This window comes from Nocardioides sp. T2.26MG-1, from assembly GCF_950101795.1.
Classification (GTDB): Bacteria; Actinomycetota; Actinomycetes; order Propionibacteriales; family Nocardioidaceae; genus Nocardioides.
The window spans coordinates 1-16552 of the sequence record NZ_CATNLZ010000001.1 but is presented as its reverse complement, the minus strand read 5'-3'; the positions used below and the strand labels follow the sequence as shown (position 1 = coordinate 16552).

The following is a 16552-nucleotide window of genomic DNA, read 5'->3' as shown; positions in this document are numbered from 1 at the left end:
TCCCGCAGGGGCCCAGGGCCCTGGGTGTGCCCCTGCGCACGGTCTAGGCTGAACGACGGTCCGCCGCGACCCGGCCCGGGCCCACCCCACAGACGACCCCCAGGAGCACTGACGTGGCATCCATCGAAGCTGTCGGCGCGCGCGAGATCCTCGACTCGCGCGGCAACCCCACTGTCGAGGTCGAGGTCCTCCTCGACGACCAGTCCTTCGCCCGGGCCGCCGTGCCCAGCGGCGCCTCCACCGGCGCGTTCGAGGCGGTCGAGCTGCGTGACGGTGGAGACCGTTACGTCGGCAAGGGCGTGACCAAGGCCGTCAACGCCGTCATCCAGACCATCGCCCCCGCCGTCGAGGGCCTCGCCGCCGACGACCAGCGCCTGGTCGACCAGACGATGCTCGAGCTCGACGGCACCCCCAACAAGGGCACGCTCGGTGCCAACGCGATCCTCGGCGTCTCGCTCGCGGTCGCCCGCGCGGCCGCGGACTCCGCCGGCCTGCCGCTGTACCGCTACGTCGGCGGCCCCAACGCGCACCTGCTGCCGGTCCCGATGATGAACATCCTCAACGGCGGCTCCCACGCGGACTCCAACGTCGACGTGCAGGAGTTCATGATCGCCCCGATCGGCGCGCCGACCTTCCGCGAGGCCATGCGGTACGGCGCCGAGGTCTACCACGCACTGAAGTCCGTGCTGAAGAAGAAGGGCCTGGCCACCGGCCTGGGCGACGAGGGCGGCTTCGCCCCCAACCTGGAGAGCAACCGGGCCGCGCTCGACCTGATCGCCGAGGCCGTCTCGGCCGCCGGCCTGACCCTCGGCAAGGACATCGCGCTCGCGATGGACGTCGCGGCCTCCGAGTTCTACAAGGACGGGTCCTACGCGTTCGAGGGCGGCACCAAGACCGCCGAGCAGATGACCGCCTACTACGCCGACCTGGTGTCGTCGTACCCGATCGTCTCGATCGAGGACCCGCTGGACGAGGACGACTGGGCGGGCTGGAAGGCGATGACCGACCAGCTCGGCGGCAAGATCCAGATCGTCGGCGACGACCTGTTCGTCACCAACGTCGAGCGCCTCCAGCGCGGCATCGACGGCGGCCAGGCCAACGCGCTGCTCGTCAAGGTCAACCAGATCGGCTCGCTCACCGAGACCCTCGACTCCGTCGACCTCGCGCACCGCAACGGCTACCGCTGCATGATGAGCCACCGCTCGGGCGAGACCGAGGACACCACGATCGCCGACCTCGCGGTCGCGACCAACTGCGGTCAGATCAAGACCGGCGCCCCGGCGCGGTCCGAGCGCGTCGCGAAGTACAACCAGCTGATGCGGATCGAGGAAGAGCTCGGAGATGCGGCGCGCTACTCCGGCGCGTCGGCGTTCCCTCGGTACGCCGGCTGAGCGAACCTAGGACGTATGCCGTCCGAGAGTCGCCGTACGCCGCCGCGCGCGCCGCGCCCGCGGGGGCGGTCGGGACCACGCAAGGTCCCGACCGCCGCCCGACCGGGCCGGCCCGTGCCGGCGGCGTCGGCGTCTCCGGGGCCCCCAGCGCCCGGGCGCACCGGGCGTCGCCGGCCCAAGCTGACCGGCCGAGCCGCGATCCTGGTGCTCGTGCTCGCGGTGCTGACCGTCTCCTACGCTTCCTCGCTGCGGGCCTACCTGCAGCAGCGCGAACAGATCGGCGACCTGAAGAGCCAGATCGCGCTGCGCCGGGCGAGCATCGACGACCTCGAGCGTGAGAAGCGGCGCTGGGAGGACCCGGCCTACGTCCGCCAGCAGGCGCGCGACCTCAACTTCGTGATGCCGGGCGAGACCGCCTACGTCGTCCTCGACGAGGACGGCGACCCCCTGGTGAGCGACACCTCCCTGACCGACCCGTCGACCGTGGCCCGCAAGCCCCCGAAGGCCTGGTGGTCGTCCGCGTGGGAGTCCGTCGAGCTGGCCGGCCACCCTCCGGCCCCTGAGCCCACCCCCACCGACAAGATCACCGGCAAGATCACCGGCAAGATCACCGGCACCGACTGACGGTCGCGTGCGGTGGTTTCGAGGCTCGTCGCTGGCGCTCCTCGCACCTCAACCACCGCTAGCACGGTGGTTGAGGTGAGAGCGAAGCGAGCCGGCACGGTGGTTGGGGTGAGAGCGAAGCGAGCCGGCACGGTGGTTGAGGTGCGAGCGAAGCGAGCCGGCACGGTGGTTGAGGTGCGAGCGAAGCGAGCCTCGAAACCACCTGCTGCAACAATCGCCGAGTGATCGACGCCCACGACATCGCCGCCGTCGAGGCCCAGCTGGGCCGGGAGCCCCGGGCCATCCACGAGGTCGGCCACCGCTGCCCGTGCGGCAACCCCGACGTCGTCACCACCGAGCCCCGGCTGCCCAACGGGACGCCGTTCCCGACCACGTTCTACCTGACCTGCCCGCGGGCGGCCTCACGGATCGGGACGCTCGAGGGCTCGGGACTGATGAAGGAGATGCAGGACCGCCTGGCCGACGATCCCGACCTGGCCGCGGCGTACCGCCGGGCCCACGAGCGCTACCTGGAGTTCCGGGCGGGGCTCGGGCAGGTGGAGGAGATCGAGGGGATCTCCGCGGGCGGCATGCCCGACCGGGTCAAGTGCCTGCACGTGCTCGCCGGGCAGGCGCTGGCCCAGGGGCCCGGCGTGAACCCGCTCGGGGACGAGGTGCTCGAGCTGCTCGGCCCGTGGTGGGAGTCCGGGCCCTGCGTATGAGCGGGCGGGTCGCGGCGATCGACTGCGGGACCAACACGATCAAGCTGCTGGTGGGCGACCTTCCCCGGGTCGACGTGCGCGAGATGCGGATCGTCCGCCTCGGCCAGGACCTCGACCGCACCGGGCGGATCGCCGACGAGGCGCTGGAGCGGGCCTTCGCCGCGATCGACGAGTACGCCGCGCTGATCCGCGACCACGGTGTCCCGCCGGCGCGGGTGCGGTTCGTCGCCACCTCCGCCACGCGCGACGCCGCCAATGCCCACGTGTTCGTGACCGGGGTCCGCGAGCGCCTCGGAGTCGAGCCCGAGGTGGTGACCGGTGCCGAGGAGGCGGCTCTGGCCTTCGGCGGCGCGGTGCGCAACCTCCGGGTCCCCGCCCCCGTGCCGGTGCTGGTCGTCGACATCGGCGGCGGCTCGACCGAGCTGATCCTCGGTAGGTCCGGACCGGAGCAGGCCCACTCGATGGACATCGGGTCGGTCCGCCTGCACGAGCGGCACGTCGCCGGCGACCCGCCCACCCCCGACCAGGTGGCGGCCTGTCTGGCCGACATCGACGCCCACCTCGACGCCTGCCCCGTCGACGTCGCCGCCGCCGCGACCGTCGTGGGCGTGGCCGGCACGATCACCACCGTGGCGGCCGCGGTGCTGGACCTCCCGGCGTACGACCGCGACGCCCTCGACCAGGCCGTCGTGGCGACCGCCGACGTGCACGCCGCGGTGGACCGGCTGGTCGCGATGAGCCACGACGAACGTCGGGCGCTGGGCTTCATGCACCCGGGCCGGGCAGACGTGATCGACGCGGGCGCCCTGATCCTCTCCGCGGTGCTGCGCCGCGCCCGGGTCGACCGACTCGTGGTCTCGGAGTCCGACATCCTCGACGGCATCGCCTGGTCCATCGGCTCGGTGGGGTAGTCCCTGACGATCGGGCCCCGTGGGAGCGCTCCCATAGGGCCCGATCGTCAGGGACTACCGTTTTCGGACCCTCCCGGGTGGGCACCGGGCCCTCATGAGCGACCCGCGTACGACGACCGACGAACCGCTCGGCGCCCTCGTGCACCGGCTGTCGGAGCAGATCCCCGAGCTGGTGCGCACCGAGCTGCGCCTGGCCCAGGCCGAGCTCGCGCAGAAGGGCAAGCGCGCCGGGCTCGGCATCGGCATGTTCAGCCTGGCCGGGCTGCTGGCGTTCTTCGCCGCGGCCACCCTGATCGCCACCTCCATCGTGGCCCTCGACCTGGTGCTGCCCCTGTGGGCGGCCTGCCTCATCGTGGCGGCGGTGCTGCTGCTCGCGGCGCTCGGCGCCGCCCTGGGCGGTCGCAACGAGATGCAGCAGGCGACGCCGGTCGCGCCCGAGGTCACGATCGCCAACGTCAAGGAGGACGTGTCCGCGCTGAAGGGAGAGCACCGATGACCAGCAACGGCACCTCGCCCGAGTCGCTCGAGGCCGACCTCGCCCGGCAGCGGGAGGAGCTCGCGGCCACCGTGACCGAGCTGCACGCCAAGCTCGACGTGAAGGCCCGCGCCCAGCACAAGGCGGGCGAGATCAAGGACCGCGCGACCACGGCGGACGGCAAGCCACGGCCCGACCTGACCGTCGCGGCCCTCGCCGCAGTCGCCCTCGTCGCCGGCCTGCTGGTCTGGCGACGCCGCCACTGACAGCCCTCGATGAAGGAGATCCCATGAAGAAGCTCACCCTGCTGGCCGGCGTCGCCGTCGGCTACGTCCTCGGCTCCCGCGCCGGCCACGAGCGCTACGAGCAGATCAAGGCCGGTGCCTCGAAGGTCGCTCACAACCCCAAGGTGCAGGCGGCGGCCGGCAAGGCTCAGGACACCGTCGCCCAGCAGGCGGCCACCGCCGCCGACGTCGCCAAGGAGAAGGTCTCCGACGCGGCCTCGACCGCGGCCGACAAGGTCCGCCGCGAGACCTCGGTGCAGCCGGCACCCTGACCCGGCCCCGACGCTGACCGGGTGCGGGAGGATGGCCCGGTGACCGACGTCCTCCCGCACCCGGCCACCGGGGAGCTGTTCGCCTCCCCGGTTCCCCCCGGCACCGGCTGGCCGGGTGACCCCGCCACCGACGAGACGCCGGTCGCCGCGACGGCCGCGCAGGTCCGCCGGCTGGCCGGTACGGCGGACCTGGCCGAGCTCGACGCCCGGGTGTCGGTCTGCCGGGCCTGCCCCCGGCTGGTCCGCTGGCGGGAGGACGTGGCACGGGACAAGCGCGCGTCGTTCGCCACCCAGCCCTACTGGGGCCGTCCGGTGCCCGGCTGGGGCGCGGTTCACCCGAGGGTCCTGGTGATCGGCCTGGCGCCGGCCGCCAACGGCGCGAACCGCACCGGGCGCATCTTCACCGGCGACCGCAGCGGTGACTGGCTGTTCGCGAGCCTGCACCGCGTCGGGCTGGCCACCCAGAGCACGAGCGTGCACGCCGCCGACGGGCTCGAGCTCATCGGCACCCGGATGGTCGCGACCGTGCGGTGCGCCCCGCCGCAGAACAAGCCCAGCGTCGTCGAGCGGGACACCTGTGCCCCGTGGATCTCCGCGGAGCTCGGCCTCGTGGTCGACACCGTCGAGGTCGTGGTCGCGCTCGGCTCCTTCGGCTGGGACGCGACCCTGCGCTCGTTCGCCGGCCTCGGCTGGGACGTGGCCCGGCCCAAGCCGCGCTTCGGCCACGGGGTCGAGGCGCAGCTGGTCGGCCCGGACCGCGAGATCACGCTGCTCGGCTGCTACCACCCCAGCCAGCAGAACACCTTCACCGGCCGGCTCACCGAGCCGATGCTGGACGACGTCCTGCGCCGCGCCGCCGTCCTTGGGAGGATCGTGGCCTGACCGGCCCCCGTATCCCAACCGGCAGAGGAAGCCGCCTTAAAAGCGGCGCAGTCTGGGTTCGAGTCCCAGCGGGGGCACCCCAGTGTGGAGGCCGGCCCCGTCCGTGAACTGGTCTGGTCCACTGACTCAGGTCCCGGGACGACGGGCCGAAGGACCCGTAACCGATCTGGACGGACCGCTGCCGAGCGGCCTCCGACGTCGTCACGCACCTTGGCCGAGCGCGCCCTGCTCGGTCTCTCGGGCCCACCAGTCGACTCCCGGACGGAGTCCCCCATGGAAGGACCCAGGATGCCCAACATCCGCTGGACCGTCGGACGCCGCATCGCCGTGATCACCGGCATCGGCCTGATCACGACCACCGTTGTCGCGCTCGTCGCGGCCGTCGCCGCCGGCGGCGTACGGCACGACGCCGACCGGGCACTGGCCCACCAGGACGCCCGGGCGATCTACCTGCAGCTCGACACCCGCTCCAGTGAGCTCAAGGTCGACGCCCTGAAGTCCCTCACCGCGGCCGACCCCGCGAGCCTCCAGGCCGACGTCGTCGACGACACGGCCAAGGTGGCTGCCTTCATCGCCGAACTCCGGAAGATCCCCCTCGACCAGGACGACCAGGCCGTGGTCGGCGAGGTCGAGGCGGCCTTCGGCGACTACACCGCCGCGATCTCGTCGTTCGTCGACGGTGCCGTCGCGGACCAGGATGGGCAGCGGCGTCGGTCCGACCAGGTCCAGGAGGCCAACGACGCGATGGACGTCGTCCTCAGCGGTGCCTCCGAGGCATTGAGCAAGGACGCCGCGGCCGCCTCCCGGGACACGGTGGACGTCGCGGGGTCGATGCGGCTGCGCGTGATCATCATCGGCGCGCTCGGGCTCCTGGTCGCGGGCGTCAGCGCGTGGGCGATCACCCGCAGCCTGGTGCGGCCGCTCAAGGCGAGCATCGCCGCCCTCGAGCGGTTCGCGGCCGGCGAGCTCGCGCACCGGCTGCCGGAGAGGTCCACGGGATGCGTCGGTGACCTGGAGAAGGCCTTCAACCAGTCGATCGAGTCGGTCAGCTCGATCGTCGGGACCGTGCGGTCCTCGGCGGATGCGGTGGCGGCTGCGTCGGAGGAGTTGTCGGCGTCGTCGCAGCAGATTGCGGCGGGTGCGGAGGAGACGTCGGTGCAGGCGGGTGTGGTGTCGGGTGCTGCTGAGGAGGTGTCGCGCAACGTGCAGACGGTGGCGGCGGGTTCGGAGCAGATGGGTGCCTCGATCCGGGAGATCGCGCATTCGGCGAACGAGGCGGCTCGGGTGGCTTCGCAGGCGGTGTCGATGGTGGAGTCGACGAACGAGACGGTGGGGAAGCTGGGGGCGTCGAGTCAGGAGATCGGGAATGTGGTGAAGGTGATCACCTCGATCGCGGAGCAGACGAACCTGTTGGCGTTGAACGCGACGATCGAGGCGGCTCGTGCTGGTGAGGCGGGCAAGGGGTTCGCGGTGGTGGCCAACGAGGTGAAGGAGCTGGCGCAGGAGACGGCGCGGGCGACGGAGGACATTGCGCGTCGGGTGGAGGCGATCCAGGCCGATACCGGTGGTGCGGTGGGGGCGATCGGTGAGATCTCCTCGATCATCGCCTCGATCAACGACTACCAGCTGACGATCGCCTCGGCGGTGGAGGAGCAGACCGCGACGACGAACGAGATGTCGCGCAACGTGGCGGAGGCCTCGACCGGGTCGGGTGAGATCGCGACCAACATCTCCGGGGTGGCTGCTGCGGCGGACACCACGACGCAGGCGGTCAACCAGACGCTCACCGCGATCCAGGAGCTCGCCCGGATGTCCACCGAACTGCGCGCCGAGGTGTCGCGGTTCACCCTGGTCTGAGCGGCAGTCCACGTGAGCCCTCGCGACGTTTGGCACGGCACCGCTCCGGGTAGACGTGGTCGCATGCTGCCACGCTCGCGGGGGACCACGAGCGGGGATCGGGCGGCGTGACTCGGCTCCCTGACGTCACCGAGCGGGAGCGTCGCCGGCGGCGGTCGGCGCGCATCGACCTGGCGCTGGTGGCGGTGGTCGTGGTCGGCGGGTTTGTGCTCGCGTCCGCGTTCGACCTGTTCGAGCTGTTCTCGGACTGGTCGCGGCACCACGAGCGGTACGACGCCGACGAGCTCGCCGTCGCCGCGGTGGCGGCGATCATCGGGCTCGCGGTCTACTCGCTGCGCCGCTACCGGGACGCGCACCGCGACGCGCGTGAGCTCGCGACGGCCGAGCGCGCCCTCGCCGAGACCGGCGAGCGCCACCGCTCGCTGTTCGAGTACAACCCCCAGGCGGTGTTCTCGCTCGGGACCGACGGGCGCTTCACCTCGGCGAACCGGGCGGCCCTGGTGCTGTCCGGCTACTCCGAGGAGGAGCTGCGGACGATGTCGTTCACCGACCTCCTGTGCCCCGAGGACCTCGAGGACGTGGGGGCGGCGTTCATCGAGATCCTCGAGCGGCGACCCCAGACGATCGACACGTCGGTGCGTCGCCGGGACGGGAGTCTCGTCGAGCTGATCGTGACCGGACTGCCGATCGTCGTCGGCGATGTCGTGGTCGGGGTCTTCGGCATCGCCGAGGACGTCACCGAGCGCAACCGGCTGCTCCAGCAGCTCGAGGACGCCCGTCGGGCAGCGGAGCACGCCAACCAGGCGAAGTCACTGTTCCTGGCGAACATGAGCCACGAGATCCGCACACCGCTGACCACGGTGCTCGCCGCTGCCGAGCTGCTCCGGGACACCGAGCTCGACGCCGGCCAGCAGCGGCTCACCGAGGCGATGGACCGCGCCGGATCACGGCTCCTGCGCCTGGTCGACGAGATCCTGGACTTCTCCCGTGTCGAGTCCGGGCGGGCGACCCTGGAACGCACGGACTTCGACCCGACGGTGCTGCTCGCAGACACGACGGCCGTGGCACGCGCGGCGGCGTCGGCGAAGGGCCTGCGCTTCGAGCTGGTCGTGGACGGGCCCCTGCCGGACTCGATCCACGGCGACCCGGTCCGGGTCGGGCAGGTGGTCTCCAACCTCCTCGACAACGCGGTGAAGTTCACCGAGACCGGGTTCGTCCGCCTGGAGGCGCGGGCCAGCCGGCTCGGCGACGGACGGCCCGAGCTCCAGGTGGTCGTCCAGGACTCCGGCATCGGCATGACACCGGAGCAGACCGAGCGGGTCTTCGAGTCCTTCCTCCAGGCGGACCCCTCGATCACGCGCCGGTACGGCGGCACCGGACTCGGGCTGGCGATCACGAAGCAGCTGGTCGAGCTGATGGGCGGCTCGATCTCGGTCACCAGCGGCCCCGGGGCGGGCACGGCGTTCTCGGTGCGGCTGCCGCTCAGCGCCGCGTAGGTGCCGGCCGCGGGAACCAAACGAGGCGGGCGAGCGTTCAACCCGGTGAGCCCGCCTAGACTGGGCTTGTCAGGTGACCCGTCAGAGCGACGACACCCACGGCCTCGAGGAGAGACCATGCAGAGCAACAACCCTGTGTTCCGCCGGTCGGAGGAGTTCAACGCCCCCGGCTCCAACGCCTACGGCAACCAGACGTACGCCGGCAACGGGTCGGCGCACCAGGGCTACGGCCAGACCGGCTACACCGACCCCGCGACCTGGGGCACCGGCACCCCGGGCCAACCCACCGGCACGACTCCGGCTGTCGACCACGGCCCGATGACGATCGACTCGGTCGTCCAGAAGACCGCGATCTCGCTCGGCCTCGTCATCGTGGCCGCCCTCGCCACCTGGGTGATGACCCCCGACATCGAGAACGGCGAGGTCGGCGGCAGCCTGATCGCCGCCGTCACCTTCGGGTCCCTCGGCGCCTTCGCGCTGTCGATGGTCAACTCGTTCAAGCGGGTGATCAGCCCGGCACTCGTCATGGCGTTCGCCGTGCTCGAGGGCATCGCGCTCGGTGGCCTGAGCAAGCTCTTCGACGTGCAGTTCGGTGACGGCGTCGTCTCCGGCGCGGTGATCGGCACGTTCGCGGCCTTCGCCGGCACGCTCGCGGCGTACAAGATCTTCGACATCAAGGTCGGCAACAAGTTCCGCATGTTCGTGATGGCCGCCGTGTTCGGCATGGTCGGCCTGAGCCTGATGGAGCTCGTGCTGAGCATGTTCAACGCCGACATCGGCCTCTTCGGCTTCGGCACGCTCGGCATGCTGACCGCCATCGCCGGCCTCGCGCTCGGCGTGTTCATGCTCGTGCTCGACTTCGACTTCGTCGAGCAGGGCATCGCCAACCGGATCCCGGAGCGGGAGTCGTGGCGCGCGGCCTTCGCGATGACCGTCAGCCTGGTCTGGATCTACACCAACCTGCTGCGCCTGCTCGCGATGTTCAGCGACAACTGAGCACATCACGTTGACCCGCCCGAAAGTTTCGGGCGGGTCAACGTGATTTCGGGCCGTCGAGCCAGGCGAGCACGGCCAGCACCCGGCGGTTGTCGTCGGGCGCCGGAGGGAGGTCGAGCTTGGTGAAGATCGCGTTGGTGTGCTTGCCGACCGCCTTCTCCGAGACGAACAGCCGGGCCGCGATCGCCGCGTTGGACCGGCCCTCGGCCATCAGCGTCAGCACCTCGCGCTCGCGAGGGGTGAGCCGCTCGAGCGGCTGGTCGCGGCCGGCGCCGCTGACCAGACCGGCGACCACCTCGGGGTCGAGCACCGTGCCCCCGCCGGCGACCTGGCGGACCGCGGCCACGAACCCGTCGACGTCCGCGACCCGGTCCTTGAGCAGGTAGCCCACCGCGCCCTCGCCGCTGGCCAGCAGCTCGCGGGCGTAGAGCGGCTCGACGTACTGGCTGAGCACCAGCACCGGGAACGCCGGGCGGGCGCGGCGCGCGGCGACCGCGGCGACCAGGCCTTCGGTGGCGTACGCCGGCGGCATCCGCACGTCGACGATCGCGACGTCGACGTCCGGCGAGGCGAGGGCCCGGGTCAGCGACGGCGCGTTGTCGACCGCCGCGACCACGCTGATGCCGCTCGCCTCGAGGATGCGCGTGAGGCCGACGCGCAGCAGTGCCTGGTCCTCGGCGACCACCGCTCTCAGCGGGTCCGGCACGGAACCTCCATGGTCACGATCGTCGGCCCGCCCGAGGGGCTCACGACCTCCATCGTGCCGTCGAACGCCGCCAGCCGCCGGGCGATCCCGGAGAGTCCGCCGCCCTGCGCGTCGACGTGGGCGTCCGCGCCGCCGCGGCCGTCGTCGCCGACCTCGAGGTGCAGCACGCCGTCGTTGTACGAGCCGACGACCCAGGAGCGCGTGGCGCCGGCGTGCTTGACGGTGTTGGCCAGGCACTCGGCGACCGCGAAGTAGGCGGCCGACTCGACCGGCTCGGGGATGCCCCGGGGCAGGTCGACGGCGACGGTGACCGGCAGCGGGATCGGCAGCGCAAGGGCCTCGATGCCGCCGGCCAGGCCGCGGTCGGCCAGGGCCGGCGGGTGGATGCCGCGGACGACCGACCGCAGGTCCTCCAGGGCCGAGACCGTGGTCTCGCGGGCCTCACGCAGCAGGTCCGCCGCGGCGGCCGGGTCGGTGGCCAGCAGCTTCTCGGCCAGGCCGACGTTCATGCCGACCGCGGCGATCCGGGCCTGGGCGCCGTCGTGCAGGTCGCGCTCGATGCGGCGCACCTCGGCCGCGGAGTGGTCGAGGGACTCCTCGCGGGACGCGGCGACCTCCTGGACCCGGCGCTCGAGCCGCTCCACCCGTGAGTGGCCCAGGATGTTGCGTTCGGCGACCGCCCGGCCGCGCACCAGCGCCGGTGTCACGCACCACCACACCACGATCAGCGGCCCGTCGAGCAGCACGAGCATCCACCACCAGAAGCCGCCGTCGAGCACCGCGCCACCGAGGTGGGTGATCGGCGCGGTCAGCAGCCCGACCGGCAGCACGGACATCACGAACCCGCCGGTGGCCGAGAACCACAAGAACCCGACGTCGCGCCAGCGCGCCTTGTCGGTGAGCCAGCGCACCGGCCGGGTGACCACGTTCGTGCCCGTGGTGTCGGCGTACGCCGTCGTGACCTGCTCGCCCAGCAGCGCACCGCTCACCCGCCGGTGGACGGCGGTCAGTGCGGCCGTGGCCGGGACGGCGGCGAAGGCGAGGGCGAACCCGGCGGTGACCAGCCCGAGCGGGATGCACAGGATCGTGAGGATGCCCAACGCCAGAGCCGGCGCCCCCAGCAGGGCGTAGCCGGCGGAGAGCAGGGTCAGCCGCAGCCGGTCGACGAGGGCGTCCCCGTCGACCGGCGTGGGCCGGAGCGACCCGATCCCGCGTAGCAGCATGGCGGACCAGTCTGTCACTGGAGCGCGCCGGCCGGCACGTGAGCGCGCCGGACCGCGGAGCGTGCCGACAGCAGGGTCAGCACGACCGCGCCGGCCATCACGAGGGGCGGGAGCCAGAGCTGCCCGTCGGGTACCACGCCCTCGTGGCGGGCGACGCCGAACGGCACGACCGCCGCCAGCGACGCGATCGCCCCGAGCACCACCCCGATGGCGGCGACGCCGCGGGCCTCGGCCAGCACCGACGCCTCGACCTGGCGCGGGGTCGCGCCGAGCAGCCACAGCTGGCGCAGCTCGGCCCGCCGGTGGGCGACGACCGCCGCGAACGTGTTGATGACGACGACGGCCGCGAACACCACCATCATCCCGACGACCACGTTGTTGAGCAGGTTGATCGTCCGGGCGTCGTCCTCGAAGCCGGCCGGCCGTGTCCGGTCGTCGGTGCCCACGATCATGAACACGCTGATCCCGGCGGCGGTCAGCACGATGACCGGGCCCAGGACGCCGCTCAGCAGGCGGGCCCGCCGCCGGGAGTTGTACGTCGCCAGGTACGCCGCCGGGCCGGTGCCCAGCAGCGGCCGGGCGGGCGCGGAGAGCACCCGCAGCAGCCACGGGGCCAGGCAGGCCAGGGCGAGCGCGACCAGGATGCCCAGCTGGCCGGAGGTCGCCATCGCGGAGTACGGGTCCTCGTCGTGCGCGGTCACGGTGATCGTGACGACGGCCATCGTGGCGCTGTAGCCGAGGAGCAGCACGGCGGCGGCGATCCGCCACCACTGCAGCCGGGCCGTTCCTGGCCGGCCCTCGCTCGGGGTGATGCTCGCCGACCCGCGGGTCGCGCGGCGGGACGCGAACCCGGCGCCGAGCAGGCTCACGAGCACCACCAGCGCCGCCGTCGCCACCGGGGCGAGGCCGGGCCGGTAGCGGGCCGACTCCTGGACGGTGTCGGTGTTGCGCAGGAGCGCGAGGAGGAACCCGCCGCCCAGCCAGGCCAGCACAGCCCCCAGGGCCGAGGCCAGCGTCGCGACGAGGAGCGTCTCGGCTCGGACCAGGCGGGAGGTCTGGCGCGGGGTCGCGCCGACCGTGCGCAGCAGCCCGATCTCCACCTCGCGCTGGGTGACCGTGATGCCGACGGTCGAGACGACGGCGGACAGCACGATGATCGCCCCCCAGGCGCCGACGACGGTGCCCATGGTCCGCAGCGTGTCCTGGTCGGCCGCCGAGACCGGCCCGGAGGCGCTCGCGGCCAGCGTGGCGAAGGAGCCCATGAGTGCCGTGCCGAGGAGCACGGCGACGAAGGTCGCCACCGAGGCGGTGGCGCGGTGGCGCAGCGAGCGCCAGGCGAGCTGCGTCATGACACACCTCCCGCGACCAGGTCCGACAGGTGCGTGAGCTGGCCGGCGACGGCGTCGGCGGTGGGCCGGTCCATCCGCCCGGCCACGCGGCCGTCGACCAGGAAGACCACGGTGTCGGCGTACGCCGCCGCCACGGGGTCGTGGGTGACCATGACGACGGTCTGCTGGAGCGCGTCGACGCTCTCGCGCAGCAGCGCGAGCACGCCGCGGGCGGTCGTGGAGTCGAGGGCGCCGGTCGGCTCGTCGGCGAGGATCACGGCCGGCTCCGTCACCAGCGCGCGGGCGATCGCCACCCGCTGCTGTTGGCCACCGGAGAGCGCGCCCGGCAGGTGCCGGGCGCGGTCGGCGAGGCCGACCCGCTCGAGGAGGGCCGCCACCCGGGCGCGGTCCGGACGGTGGCCGGCGAGGCGCAGCGGCAGCGCGACGTTCTGCTCGGCGGTGAGGTAGGGCATCAGGTGGAAGCCCTGGAACACGAAGCCGATCCGCTCGCGCCGCAGCCGGGTGCGGTCGTTCTCGGCCCAGTCGGTGATGTCGTGGCCGTCGACCAGCACCCGGCCCCCGGTGGGCCGCTCGAGGCCGGCGGCGCAACTGAGGAACGTGGACTTGCCGGAGCCCGAGGGGCCCATGACGGCGGTGAAGGTCCCGGGGACGAAGGCGAGGTCGACGCCGCCGAGCGCGGTGGCCGCGCCGGCACCCTCGCCGTACGTGCGGGTGAGGCCGTGGACCTCGAGGGCGGCTGAAGCCGTGGTGGGTGAGTTCATGCCATCGACGCTAGGAGCGCCGAGGCGCGGTCTCGATGGGCCTGGACCGCCGGTCGGGGTGGGGTTTCCCCTACCCCTCGCGGGCCTCCGGGAGCCCCTCGGCGGGATCGTCGTCGGCCGCGTCCTCGTCGCTGGCGTCGGGCGCCTCGCCCTCCGTGCCCGGGTGGCGGCGGCGGTGCCGCAGCTCGACCCACAGGCCGCGGACGCCGCGCCGGGAGCCGCCGACCTCGGTGCCGCCGAGCTCGGTGCCGGGCACGTTCACCGCCTGGATGGCGGCGGCGGTGATCGGCAGCACGCCCTCGCCGCGGTAGGCCTCCGGCTCGGCCTCGTCCTCGGGGATGAGCCCGAGCGCGGCCAGCGTCGACGGCAGCAGCACGGTGACCATCGAGCGATAGCCGTCCGCCGATGGGTGGAACTGGTCGGGGCCGAAGAGGATCGCGGGCGCGGCCGCGAACTCGGGGCCCAGGATCGAGCTGAGCGAGACCGTGCGGCCGCCCTCCTCGACGACCGTGATCGTCTGGGCCGCGGCCAGTCGGCGCGACCAGGCGCGCGCGACCTGCTTGAGCGGTGGGGCGATCGGCTTGATGGTGCCCAGGTCGGGGCAGGTCCCGACGAGGACCTCGACCCCGGCCTCGCGGAGGCGGCGTACACCCTCGGCGAGGTGCCGGACGGACGCCGAGGGCAGCACCGAGTGGGTGACGTCGTTGGCGCCGATGAGGATCACCGCGACGTCGGGCTCGATGGGCAGCGCGCCGTCGATCTGGCTCGACAGGTCCGAGGACATCGCGCCCACGACGGCGAAGTCGCGCAGGTAGACCCGACGGTCCGCCCGCTCCGCCAGGCCGCTGGCCAGCAGGGCTCCGGGGGTCTCCTCGACCCGCTCGACGCCGTACCCGGCCGCGCTGGAGTCGCCGAGCAGCACGACCTTGATCGCCGGTCCGGGGCGGCCGCGGCCGTACCAGCCGGTCGGGTCGGGCGGGTCGTCGTCGAGGCGGCCGATCCGGTTGCGCGCGACCGTCGCCTCGACGCGCAGCACGCCGTAGATCGCCCCGCCGAGCACCGAGAGGCCACCGCCGCCGTACGCCGCGGCGGAGGCCAGCTTCCGAGCAGCAGCCGCTTTCCCCACGGCGCCACTCTACGGACGCCTACCAGCCCGTGCCGCCGGGGTTTACGCGGAGGGCGGCGGCGCCTCTAGATTGGCGCGATGCAGTACGTGAACTCACTCCTCGACCTGATCGGCAACACCCCGCTGCTCAGGCTCTCGAAGTCCATGGGCTCCCTGGCCGGCGCGAAGGGACCGATCGTCCTCGCCAAGGTGGAGTACCTCAACCCCGGCGGCTCCGTGAAGGACCGCATCGCGACCCGGATGATCGAGGCCGCTGAGGCGTCCGGCGAGCTCCAGCCCGGGGGCACGATCGTGGAGCCGACGTCCGGCAACACGGGCGTCGGGCTGGCGATGGTCGCGCAGCAGAAGGGCTACAAGTGCGTCTTCGTCTGCCCCGACAAGGTCAGTGAGGACAAGCGCAACGTGCTCAAGGCGTACGGCGCGGAGGTCGTCGTGTGCCCGACCGCGGTCGAGCCCGAGCACCCCGACTCCTACTACAACGTCTCCGACCGGCTGGCCTCCCAGCCGGGCGCCTGGAAGCCGGACCAGTACTCCAACCCGCACAACCCGCGGTCGCACTACGAGACCACCGGCCCCGAGATCTGGGCGCAGACCGAGGGCAAGGTCACCCACTTCGTCGCCGGCGTCGGCACCGGCGGGACGATCACCGGGGTCGGCCGCTACCTCAAGGAGCAGAGCCCCGCCGTGCAGGTCGTGGGCGCGGACCCGGCCGGGTCGGTCTACTCCGGCGGCTCCGGGCGGCCCTACCTGGTCGAGGGCGTGGGCGAGGACTTCTGGCCCGAGGCCTACGACCGCGACATCGCGGACCGGATCATCGAGGTCTCCGACGCCGACTCGTTCGCGACCACCCGGCGGCTGGCCCGCGAGGAGGCGCTGCTGGTCGGCGGCTCCTCCGGCATGGCCGTGCACGCCGCGGTGCAGCTCGCCCACGAGCTCGCCGGCACGCCCGAGGGTGAGGATGCGGTGATCGTCGTACTGCTGCCCGACTCGGGCCGCGGCTACCTGACCAAGGTGTTCAACGACGACTGGCTGGCGCAGTACGGGTTCCCCGTCGAGGGTGCCGAGCGCTCCGTCCAGTCGGTCGGGGAGGTGCTGCGCGGCAAGAGCGGCCGGCTGCCCGACCTCGTGCACACGCACCCGAACGAGACGATCGCCGAGGCCGTCGCGATCCTGCAGGAGTACAACGTCTCCCAGATGCCGGTCGTGCGGGCCGAGCCGCCGGTCGTCGCCGCCGAGGTGGTCGGGTCGGTGTCGGAGCGGACCCTGCTCGACCTGCTCTACACGGGTACGGCGCGGCTGACCGACTCGGTCAGCCAGCACATGTCGCCCCCGCTGCCGACGATCGGCTCCACCGAGCCGGCCTCCGACGCCGTCACCGCCCTCGAGAGCGCCGACGCACTGCTGGTGCACGAGGACGGCAAGCCGGTCGGGGTCGTCACGCGGGACGACCTGCTGGCGTTTCTCGCTCGGGTTTCGCGACGTAGGGCGGGGGTGTCCG

17 protein-coding genes and 1 tRNA gene are annotated in these 16552 nt (G+C 72.8%); 13 read left to right on the top strand and 5 right to left on the bottom strand.

The window, feature by feature from the left end; genetic code table 11:
* The first annotated feature begins 113 nt into the window (after positions 1-113).
* The 12 genes from eno to QQZ14_RS00035 all read left to right on the top strand — a co-directional run bounded on the left by eno (position 114) and on the right by QQZ14_RS00035 (position 9889).
* Positions 114-1391, top strand: a complete 1278-nt coding sequence (eno, locus tag QQZ14_RS00090; protein WP_284532107.1) for a phosphopyruvate hydratase — start codon at positions 114-116, stop codon at positions 1389-1391.
* Positions 1392-1406: 15 nt separating this feature from the next.
* A complete protein-coding gene (locus tag QQZ14_RS00085; RefSeq protein ID WP_284532106.1) occupies positions 1407-2015 on the top strand; it encodes an FtsB family cell division protein in 609 nt (202 codons plus the stop codon).
* 221 nt (positions 2016-2236) lie between these two features.
* Complete coding sequence (locus tag QQZ14_RS00080; protein ID WP_284532105.1) at positions 2237-2716, top strand: DUF501 domain-containing protein; 480 nt, start codon at positions 2237-2239, stop codon at positions 2714-2716.
* Complete coding sequence (locus QQZ14_RS00075) at positions 2713-3627, top strand: Ppx/GppA phosphatase family protein (RefSeq protein WP_284532104.1); 915 nt, start codon at positions 2713-2715, stop codon at positions 3625-3627. Before QQZ14_RS00080 ends, QQZ14_RS00075 begins: the two co-directional genes overlap by 4 nt.
* Positions 3628-3721: 94 nt before the next feature.
* A complete protein-coding gene (locus QQZ14_RS00070; protein ID WP_284532103.1) occupies positions 3722-4123 on the top strand; it encodes a phage holin family protein in 402 nt (133 codons plus the stop codon).
* The gene (locus tag QQZ14_RS00065) at positions 4120-4368 is read left to right on the top strand and encodes a DUF3618 domain-containing protein (RefSeq protein ID WP_284532102.1); all 249 of its coding nucleotides are present in this window, start codon (positions 4120-4122) and stop codon (positions 4366-4368) included. Before QQZ14_RS00070 ends, QQZ14_RS00065 begins: the two co-directional genes overlap by 4 nt.
* 23 nt (positions 4369-4391) lie before the next feature.
* On the top strand, positions 4392-4658 hold the full coding sequence (locus QQZ14_RS00060) for a hypothetical protein (protein WP_284532101.1): 267 nt from the start codon (positions 4392-4394) through the stop codon (positions 4656-4658).
* Between the two features lie 39 nt (positions 4659-4697).
* Complete coding sequence (locus QQZ14_RS00055) at positions 4698-5540, top strand: uracil-DNA glycosylase (RefSeq protein WP_284532100.1); 843 nt, start codon at positions 4698-4700, stop codon at positions 5538-5540.
* Positions 5541-5543: 3 nt separating this feature from the next.
* Positions 5544-5617 (top strand) — tRNA-Leu (locus QQZ14_RS00050).
* 211 nt (positions 5618-5828) lie between these two features.
* Positions 5829-7397 (top strand): methyl-accepting chemotaxis protein, encoded by a 1569-nt coding sequence (locus tag QQZ14_RS00045; RefSeq protein WP_284532099.1) that lies wholly within the window; start codon positions 5829-5831, stop codon positions 7395-7397.
* A 107-nt stretch (positions 7398-7504) separates the two neighbouring features.
* Positions 7505-8893: a PAS domain-containing sensor histidine kinase gene (locus QQZ14_RS00040; protein ID WP_284532097.1), complete on the top strand. Its 1389-nt coding sequence runs from the start codon at positions 7505-7507 to the stop codon at positions 8891-8893.
* Between the two features lie 117 nt (positions 8894-9010).
* A complete protein-coding gene (locus QQZ14_RS00035) occupies positions 9011-9889 on the top strand; it encodes a Bax inhibitor-1/YccA family protein (protein ID WP_284532095.1) in 879 nt (292 codons plus the stop codon).
* A 37-nt stretch (positions 9890-9926) separates the two neighbouring features.
* On the opposite strand, the gene QQZ14_RS00030 is transcribed toward QQZ14_RS00035, so the two are convergent.
* From QQZ14_RS00030 to QQZ14_RS00010, 5 genes are all read right to left on the bottom strand, one after another.
* Positions 9927-10583: a response regulator transcription factor gene (locus QQZ14_RS00030; protein ID WP_284533061.1), complete on the bottom strand. Its 657-nt coding sequence runs from the start codon at positions 10581-10583 to the stop codon at positions 9927-9929.
* Complete coding sequence (locus tag QQZ14_RS00025; RefSeq protein ID WP_284532093.1) at positions 10580-11818, bottom strand: sensor histidine kinase; 1239 nt, start codon at positions 11816-11818, stop codon at positions 10580-10582. Before QQZ14_RS00025 ends, QQZ14_RS00030 begins: the two co-directional genes overlap by 4 nt.
* Positions 11819-11832: 14 nt before the next feature.
* The gene (locus QQZ14_RS00020) at positions 11833-13167 is read right to left on the bottom strand and encodes an ABC transporter permease (protein WP_284532092.1); all 1335 of its coding nucleotides are present in this window, start codon (positions 13165-13167) and stop codon (positions 11833-11835) included.
* A complete protein-coding gene (locus QQZ14_RS00015) occupies positions 13164-13928 on the bottom strand; it encodes an ABC transporter ATP-binding protein (RefSeq protein WP_284532091.1) in 765 nt (254 codons plus the stop codon). Before QQZ14_RS00015 ends, QQZ14_RS00020 begins: the two co-directional genes overlap by 4 nt.
* Positions 13929-13998: 70 nt before the next feature.
* Positions 13999-15054, bottom strand: coding sequence for an SGNH/GDSL hydrolase family protein (locus QQZ14_RS00010; protein WP_284532090.1), 1056 nt, complete (start codon positions 15052-15054; stop codon positions 13999-14001).
* Positions 15055-15132: 78 nt separating this feature from the next.
* Between QQZ14_RS00010 and QQZ14_RS00005 the strand changes: the two genes are divergently transcribed.
* The coding region (locus QQZ14_RS00005; RefSeq protein WP_284532089.1) for a cystathionine beta-synthase at positions 15133-16552 on the top strand (1420 nt) is incomplete at its 3' end.

What these genes read in the sequence shown, in the direction of transcription:
- QQZ14_RS00035 (WP_284532095.1), top strand. Translation starts at nt 9,011, where the DNA reads ATGCAGAGCAACAACCCTGTGTTCCGCCGGTCGGAGGAGTTCAACGCC.
- QQZ14_RS00045 (WP_284532099.1), top strand. Translation starts at nt 5,829, where the DNA reads ATGCCCAACATCCGCTGGACCGTCGGACGCCGCATCGCCGTGATCACC.
- QQZ14_RS00070 (WP_284532103.1), top strand. Translation starts at nt 3,722, where the DNA reads ATGAGCGACCCGCGTACGACGACCGACGAACCGCTCGGCGCCCTCGTG.
- QQZ14_RS00060 (WP_284532101.1), top strand. Translation starts at nt 4,392, where the DNA reads ATGAAGAAGCTCACCCTGCTGGCCGGCGTCGCCGTCGGCTACGTCCTC.
- QQZ14_RS00025 (WP_284532093.1), bottom strand. Translation starts at nt 11,818, where the DNA reads ATGCTGCTACGCGGGATCGGGTCGCTCCGGCCCACGCCGGTCGACGGG.
- QQZ14_RS00020 (WP_284532092.1), bottom strand. Translation starts at nt 13,167, where the DNA reads ATGACGCAGCTCGCCTGGCGCTCGCTGCGCCACCGCGCCACCGCCTCG.
- QQZ14_RS00075 (WP_284532104.1), top strand. Translation starts at nt 2,713, where the DNA reads ATGAGCGGGCGGGTCGCGGCGATCGACTGCGGGACCAACACGATCAAG.
- QQZ14_RS00085 (WP_284532106.1), top strand. Translation starts at nt 1,407, where the DNA reads ATGCCGTCCGAGAGTCGCCGTACGCCGCCGCGCGCGCCGCGCCCGCGG.
- QQZ14_RS00065 (WP_284532102.1), top strand. Translation starts at nt 4,120, where the DNA reads ATGACCAGCAACGGCACCTCGCCCGAGTCGCTCGAGGCCGACCTCGCC.
- QQZ14_RS00015 (WP_284532091.1), bottom strand. Translation starts at nt 13,928, where the DNA reads ATGAACTCACCCACCACGGCTTCAGCCGCCCTCGAGGTCCACGGCCTC.